Source organism: Tardiphaga sp., assembly GCF_028290785.1.
GTDB lineage: Bacteria > Pseudomonadota > Alphaproteobacteria > Rhizobiales > Xanthobacteraceae > Tardiphaga.
In genome coordinates this window covers 1-7467 of sequence record NZ_JAQGJD010000181.1, presented here as the reverse complement: position 1 = coordinate 7467, position 7467 = coordinate 1, and the positions used below count along the sequence as shown (strand labels likewise).

6 protein-coding genes and 2 pseudogenes are annotated in these 7467 nt (G+C 62.7%); 6 read left to right on the top strand and 2 right to left on the bottom strand.

Annotated features, from left to right (window positions below):
* Positions 1–524 precede the first annotated feature (524 nt).
* From JWR89_RS10575 to JWR89_RS10565, 3 genes are all read left to right on the top strand, one after another.
* Positions 525–1544, top strand: coding sequence for an ABC transporter substrate-binding protein (locus JWR89_RS10575; protein WP_299715380.1), 1020 nt, complete (start codon positions 525–527; stop codon positions 1542–1544).
* 162 nt (positions 1545–1706) lie between these two features.
* Positions 1707–2501 (top strand): ABC transporter ATP-binding protein, encoded by a 795-nt coding sequence (locus JWR89_RS10570; protein WP_299715377.1) that lies wholly within the window; start codon positions 1707–1709, stop codon positions 2499–2501.
* Between the two features lies 1 nt (position 2502).
* Entirely contained in the window at positions 2503–3357 is an 855-nt protein-coding gene (locus JWR89_RS10565) for an ABC transporter permease (protein WP_299715374.1), read from the top strand.
* Here JWR89_RS10565 and JWR89_RS10560 read toward each other — a convergent pair.
* Positions 3354–3473 (bottom strand): annotated as a pseudogene (locus tag JWR89_RS10560) (IS5/IS1182 family transposase); the annotation flags it as partial. The gene JWR89_RS10565 and the pseudogene JWR89_RS10560 sit on opposite strands and share 4 nt — an antisense overlap.
* Positions 3474–3699: 226 nt before the next feature.
* On the bottom strand, positions 3700–4209 hold the full coding sequence (locus JWR89_RS10555) for a lipocalin-like domain-containing protein (RefSeq protein WP_299715371.1): 510 nt from the start codon (positions 4207–4209) through the stop codon (positions 3700–3702).
* 632 nt (positions 4210–4841) lie between these two features.
* Here JWR89_RS10555 and JWR89_RS10550 point away from each other — a divergent pair.
* The 3 genes and pseudogenes from JWR89_RS10550 to JWR89_RS10540 form a co-directional block, all read left to right on the top strand.
* On the top strand, positions 4842–5528 hold the full coding sequence (locus JWR89_RS10550) for a L,D-transpeptidase (RefSeq protein WP_299715368.1): 687 nt from the start codon (positions 4842–4844) through the stop codon (positions 5526–5528).
* Positions 5529–5650: 122 nt separating this feature from the next.
* Positions 5651–7198: a DUF4403 family protein gene (locus JWR89_RS10545; RefSeq protein ID WP_299715365.1), complete on the top strand. Its 1548-nt coding sequence runs from the start codon at positions 5651–5653 to the stop codon at positions 7196–7198.
* A 112-nt stretch (positions 7199–7310) separates the two neighbouring features.
* Positions 7311–7467: pseudogene (locus JWR89_RS10540) on the top strand (ABC transporter permease); the annotation flags it as partial.

The following is a 7467-nucleotide window of genomic DNA, read 5'->3' as shown; positions in this document are numbered from 1 at the left end:
TCGGCTTCAGCATGGGCGTCGCGCTGCTGGGCTGCCTGCGCCAGATCGACAACGCGCACGGCTTCGCGCTGGCATTCGGCGCCGCCGGGGTCGTAGCGCTCGCAGCAGCGACGATGGGCTATTTATTTTTTGCAACGCAGCAAAAGACATGATCTGCCGATCGGCGCGGAACAGTTTCCATGATGCAACGTTGCATTGAACTTCGACGTGATCAGGGAGATGACCATGAGCATACCCCGCCCCCTCGCCGATCAGCTTGGCGTCGCCGCCGCCTATGCATCCCTCGCCCTTGTCGGCGCTATCGTTTTCGGCATGTTGTAACGACGGTGCAGTTGCTAAAATCTCAGCAAGCGCCCGCTTCCCCCGAGCGGGCGCCATTTTGCTGCGCATGGCGGCAAAAGACGGATTGACACCATCCTGCGCGCAGGGCCCTGATGCTCCGACCAAGGAGGCGCCTGAGCGGCGCGGAGTGATATTCCGCACCACACCGGCAAGGCGCCCACCTGCCACTCAGGGAAACGCCCATGCGCTGCATTTTTGCCACCGCGTTCGCCATTGCGCTGTCCGCCGCCACTTGGCTGGGATCGGCCGCACCGGCAGCCGCCCAGACTCCGATCAAGATCATGGTCGGCGGCATCGACAAGCAGATCTATCTGCCCGCCAAGCTTGCCGCCCAGCTCGGCTTCTTCAAAGAACAGGGGCTCGACGTCGAGCTGTTCAATTCCACCTCCGGCTCGCAGGCGGCCACGGCCTTGCTGGCGCGTGAGGTCCAGGGGGTCGTTGGGTTCTACGACCACACCATCGATCTGCAATCGAAAGGCAAGTTCATCACGTCGGTGGTGCAATTCGCCGTTGCCCCGGGCGAAGTGGTGCTGGTCAAGGCCGCCGACGCCGAGAAACTGAAAGACCCCGCCAACTGGAAGGGCCAGGCGCTTGGCGTCACCGGGCTCGGCTCGGCCACCGACTTCCTGACCCGTGCGCTGGCGGCCAAGGCCGGGCTCAAGGTGCAGGATTACTCGCTAGTACCCGTCGGCGCCGGCGACACTTTTCTCGCATCGATGCAGCAGGGCAAGATCGTGTCCGGCATGACCACCGAACCGACGGTGGCGCGCGCCATCAAGAACGGCACCGCCAAGGTCGGCATCGACCTGCGCACGCCCGAATCCACCCGCGCCGCGCTCGGCGGCGACTACCCCGCCGCCTGCTTGTACATGGACCGCGCCTGGATGGAGGCCAACAAGGAGACCGCGCAGAAGGTGGTCAACGTGATGGTCAAAACGCTGAAGTGGATGAACACCCACTCACCCGAAGAGATCGCAGCCCAGATGCCGAAGGATTACTACGCCGGCGAACTCGACCTCTACATTCAGGGCCTGCGCGAGGGCCGCGGACAGTATTCGCCGGACGGCATGATGCCGACCGGCGCGCCGGAATCGGTGCTCAAGGTGCTGACCAGCTTCTCGCCCAACCTGCAGGGCAAGACGATCGACCTGGCCAAGACATACACCACGGATTTCGTGATCAAGGCGAATGCTACGCATTGAAGTCTCGTCATTCCGGGGCGTGGGCGGCGCGAGCCGACCGCGAACCCGGAATCTCGACATGATTGAGCATTTCGGGATTCCGGGTTCGCGCGCAGCTAGCGCTGCTCGCGCCCCGGAATGACGGCTTTGGATTTTTCCATTCCCAATCGAGAATATGTCCGCATGACTTCCCCTTCCGCCATTGAACTCAAACACGTCGCCCGGCGCTTCGTGACACCTGCCGGCGAAATCCTTTCCGCGCTGGAAGATTTCGATCTCAGCATTGCGCCGGGCGAATTCATGGCCATCGTTGGTCCCACCGGTTGCGGCAAGTCAACGACGTTGGGGCTGATCGCCGGCCTGGCGCGCCCGCAGGCCGGCGAGGTGACGTTGTTCGACAAGAAGGTCGATGGCGTCGATCGCCGCGTCGGCTTCGTGTTCCAGCAGGACGCGGTGTTTCCCTGGCGCGACGTGCTGCACAACGTCATGGCCGGACCGCTGTTTCGCGGCACCCCAAAGGACAAGGCCGAGGCCGAGGCGCGCGACTGGATCGTTCGCGTCGGGCTGAAGGGTTTCGAGGGCCACCATCCGCACCAGTTGTCCGGCGGCATGCGCAAGCGCGTGGCGCTGGCGCAGACCTTCATCAACAATCCGCAGGTGCTGTTGATGGACGAACCGTTCTCCGCGCTCGACGTGCAGACCCGCGAACTGATGCAGGAAGAATTGCTGCAGCTGTGGGCGCACGCGAAATCCGCGGTGCTGTTCGTCACCCACGATCTCGATGAAGCCATCCTGCTCGCCGACCGCGTCGCGGTGCTGACCACGCGTCCGGCGCGGGTGAAGTCGGTGCATACCATCGACCTGCCGCGGCCGCGCGACGTGGCAACGCTGCGCTATGACGAACGCTTCATCGCGATCGCGCGAAAAATTTCCGATGACCTCCGAGAAGAAGTGCTTCGCGCACGGGCGGGCCACTGACATGACCGATTCCAGCATCACGACTCCGCTGTCCGCCGAACCGAAACTCGAAACCGCCATCGAGCGGATGCGCCGCCACGACCGCCTGGTGCTGGCGCTGCGCCTCGCGGTGCTGGTGTTCCTGATCGGCGGCTGGGAGCTCGGCGTCCGCGTTGGACTGATCGATCCGTTTTTCTTCGGCCAGCCCTCCGGCATCGTCGTCAAGCTGATCGACTGGTTCCAGAACGGCACCTCGATCGGGCCGCTGTGGAAGCAGATCGCGGTAACGATTTACGAGGCCGGCGCCGGCTTCCTGATCGGCGCGGTGATGGGAATTCTGTGCGGCATCGCGCTCGGCCGCAACCAGCTACTCTCCGACGTTTTCTCGATCTACATCAAGGTCGCAAACTCGATTCCGCGCGTCGTCCTGGGCTCGATCTTCATCGTGGCCCTCGGCCTCGGCGCGGCGTCGAAGATCGCGCTCGCCGTGGTGATGGTGTTCTTCGTGGTGTTTGCCAACGCCTTCCAGGGGGTGCGTGAAGCCGACAAGAACCTGATCGCCAATGCCCGTATCCTTGGTGCCAGCAACTGGCAGATGACCCGCGCGGTGGTGATCCCCTCGGCGCTGTCGTGGATCCTGGCCAGCCTGCATGTCAGCTTCGGCTTCGCGCTGGTCGGCGCGATCGTCGGCGAATTTCTCGGCGCCCGCGAAGGCATGGGCCTGTTGATCGCCACCGCGCAGGGCTCGTTCGATTCCAACGGCGTGTTCGCCGCGATGATCGTCATTGCCGTGGTGGCGCTGGCCGCCGAATGGCTGCTGACGATGCTGGAGAACCGGCTGCTGACCTGGCGCCCGGAGGCAACGATCAACGACTAAGGCACGGACTCATTAGCGCGGAGCCAAATGCGGATCGATGCGAGCTTGATGAAGGCTAGGTCGTTGGCCGCAAGTTTATCGTATCGGGTCGCGACACGCCAACATGGCTTGATCTTGTGTGCGGACCCACTCACTCGATCCCTTCGGGGGCCGAGGCTAGTACCCTACCACAAGGACCAGCGGCCGACCTTGTGCTGCGTATTGCCGCCGAATTCCTCGCCGCAACCGATTGATGCGCCCGTGACGAGAACCCACGAATTGTCTTTCGCTGCCATGCTATTAACCGGGCTGATCTCCTTTGAGCAGAAACGATGTGCCCATGGCGCCGAATCGATCAAAGGATCACTCTGTTGAGCTTGTCGCGCGTTTCAGAGTCACCACAGCAGTACCCCCACCGGATGCCGGTGCAGGATTCTTATACGTGAGCACATCGTCGCTGATCGTGATGAAACGCTTCTTATTCGTATTGTCCCACGCGGGAAAGCTGCTGCCGATAATGTGCAAGGATATTGAATGTTCCGTTTCATTGATCTTGTAGTCGCCAAACATCACGATCATGCCTTCCAGAGCGGCTTTGCCTTCGCCGGCAGTCGGAAAGTCGCGGTTGCCAAATTTTGGTCGTCGCGCACGGGTGAGATTGATTGAGAAGTGATTTGCTGCGTCGAACATGAAATATCCTTTCGGATCGGAACCAAATACTTTAGTTGTTTTCCCGGTCTTTTCATTCTCGTTTACAAATGAAATGACACTCCAAGTGCCTACAAGCTGCTGTTTGAGCGGCTCTGCTGCTCCCGCGGACAGCGTGCCGCATGTAAGAGCTGCGGCTATCGAAATTGACAATAGTGCTTTCATGGCGCTCTCCAATTTTCAAGCACGTTCCATCCATGACGGGTTCTAGGCTGGCCAACCAGCTTAGTCAGAGCCTCGAAATCATTGTACGGGGCACTCGGCGGTCAGTGGGGTAATTCATCCCACAACACCGCACCGAGGCCAGTACTGGACTGACCACACCAAGACGTGGGCATGCATTCGAAAAAGACAATAGACCGAAAGGCTGCGAGCTACTCCGGAGGCTGAGCCAAGGTGGCTCCACGATCATGTCGGCGATCCCGCGTGGAAGACGTCGAGCGAGAAGGCCTGAGTACTGGACAGGACAGCGATCGTTGGAGCGTTCGGCGTGTCGAGCGTAGCTCGTGATCGCGAGAAAGCCGGCACCGAAGGTCCGGTTCTGGCACTTTTCAGAAGTGCCGTAATGTCCGAATTGAGTCCAGAATGCGCACCAAAGCGGACGTCCACCGGCTACCCTGAATTTATGAGCTCAGGCCCTAGGTCGGCGCTGGCGCAGGCCGGCGACGACACAATTCTCCCCGCGACGAAACCGTTTTACACATCCGACGCAAACCGCGTGAAACCGACAGCGGCTAATTCTCCACCCAACGAAGCGCCGAACGGGCGCTCGCAGGGCGCTCAAACGGAGAATTTCCATGACCGATTTCAACCGCTTCGCCACCATCCGCCGCACTGCCGCCTTGGGCGCTCTGGCGATCGGCATGCTCGCCTTTACCCCGGCCCAGGCGACGCCGCTGCCGCTGTTTCCGTTCTTCATGACGCCGCCGATGCAATTGCAACCGGCGCCGCAGTTGCAGGCGCCGCAGGCCGATGACGAAGACGCGGCGATCGAGTTGCCGGCGCGCTTCAAGCGCCAGATCGTCAGCTACAGCACCCGCGAGGCACCGGGCACCATCATCATCGATACGCCGAACACCTATCTGTATTACGTGCTCGGCGGCGGCCAGGCGATGCGCTACGGCATCGGCGTCGGCCGCGACGGCTTCACCTGGTCCGGCGTGCAGACCGTGACCAGGAAGGCGGAATGGCCGGCGTGGACCCCGCCGGCTGAAATGATCGCCCGCCAGCCCTATCTGCCGCGCCACATGGCCGGCGGCCCCGGTAACCCGCTCGGCGCTCGCGCCATGTATCTCGGCGGCACCATCTATCGCATCCACGGCACCAACATGCCGGAGACCATCGGCACCCAGGTCTCATCGGGCTGTATCCGCCTGACCAACCAGGACGTCTCGGATCTGTACTCGCGCGTCAATGTCGGCACCAAGGTGATCGTGCTGCCGATGGACCGCCGTGCGGACAATGCAAGCGGCAAGCGTGGCTAGCTATGCATCGGTAGCCCGGATTTCAACTTCGCATCGTCCGGGCTACAATCTTTCGTAATATTACCGCTCTGGCGTGCAGTGCAGCAGCACTGTAAACTCCGCGCCTGTGCAGCGGGGATTTGATGCGGCTTAAAACCATTTTGATCGCGGGCGTGCTGGTGACGGTGTCTTTCGTCGCCGCTCTCAAGGTGATGGACTATGTGGCGCCGCGTAGCGCCGGTCCAGCGCCGGTACTGGTGCAATTGCCGACACTGCCGGCCGCGCCGAGGACCTCCAGCATCATCGCGCCGGTCGCAGTCGCACTGACCGCGATCCGCGACGCCGCCGACCGCGGCGCGCCGCGCAACTTTGCCGGCACCGCCGACAATCCGGTACCGCAGCTACTGCAGAACGCCGACATCAAGTGGAACGCCGCGCGCGGGCCGATCGCCGCGACCGGCGCGCAGGACACGCTGACACTATCGACCCCCCTGAACGGGACGCTCAACGTCGCCGGCGCCATCTCATCCAATCTGCGCGAGCAACTCGGCGGCGCGCTCGGCAACCTGCTCGGCGGCAATGTCGCCAAGCAGATCGGCAGCATCAACATCAAGAACGTCAATGCCAATGCCGAAATCCGCGGCAATGTGGTGGTCTCGGCGCGACCGCAGCTCGCCGGCAACTGGCGCATCGAGCCCAACCTCGCAGCCCAGGTCACGCTGGGCGACACCAGCGTATCGATGGCCGGCGCCCGCGTCAGCGTGCCCGCCCAGGTCAAGCCAATGATCGACAAGGCCGTCAACGAACAGATCGCCGCGGTGCAGACGCGGCTGCGCAACGACCCCGCCTTCGAACAGAATGCGCGGCGCGAATGGGCTAAGCTGTGCCGCTCGATTCCGCTGCAGGGTGCCGCGGCGCCGCAGGGCCTGTATCTCGAACTGAAGCCGACCCGTGCGGTCGCCGCCCAGCCGCGCATCGACGCCAGCAACGTGACGCTGATGCTCGGCGTCGAGGCGGAGACGCGCGTCACCTCGACCCAGACCACGCCGAATTGCCCGTTCCCGGCGACGCTGGCGATCGTGCCGCCCGGCCCCGGCAAGCTCAACATCGGCGTGCCCATTGACATGCCGTTCACCGAACTCAACAAGATCATTGAGACGCAACTGGCCGGCAAGACGTTTCCGGAAGACGGTTCCGGCGCGGTGGATGTCACCGTCAAGAAGGCAACGGTTCAGGCGTCCGGCGACCGGCTGCTGATCTCGCTGCTGGTCAATGCCAAGGAGAAGAAGAGCTGGTTCGGCCTCGGCGGCGAAGCCACCGTGCACATCTGGGGCAAGCCCGTGCTCGATCCGGCGGCGCAGATACTGAAGCTGGCAAATATGGAACTGGCGGTGGAATCCGAGGCGGCGTTCGGGCTGCTCGGCCAGGCCGCGCGCGCGGCGATGCCGCTGCTGCAGAATGCGCTGGCCGAGCGCGCGACCATCGACCTGAAACCCTTCGCCTCGAATGCGCAGCGCAAGATCGCCGCGGTCGTCGCCGACTTCCAGAAAAACGAGGAAGGCATCCGCGTCAGCGGCGAGATCACCAGCCTGCGCCTCGGCGGCATCGCCTTCGATTCGAAAACGCTGCGGGTCATCGCGGAGGCCGACGGCGCGATCAATGTGGCGGTGACGGCGCTGCCGGGATTGTAAGTCCGGGAGGGAACGGTGCCCAACCTTCCGCCTTGCCCGACAAAATGATCGCGGGCAGGATGACGACACTACCAAGCTGCATAAGCAGCAATAAAGTCTAGGGAGCAGATCGATGAAATTCAGCACAGCCACGCTGGTGGCCGGCTTCGCTTTGGCATTATCAGCCACGACAGCGCAGGCGCAGATTTCCGACGACGTCGTCAAGATCGGCGTCCTCACCGACATGTCCAGCCTCTATGCCGATTCCACCGGCAAGGGCTCGGTGGTCG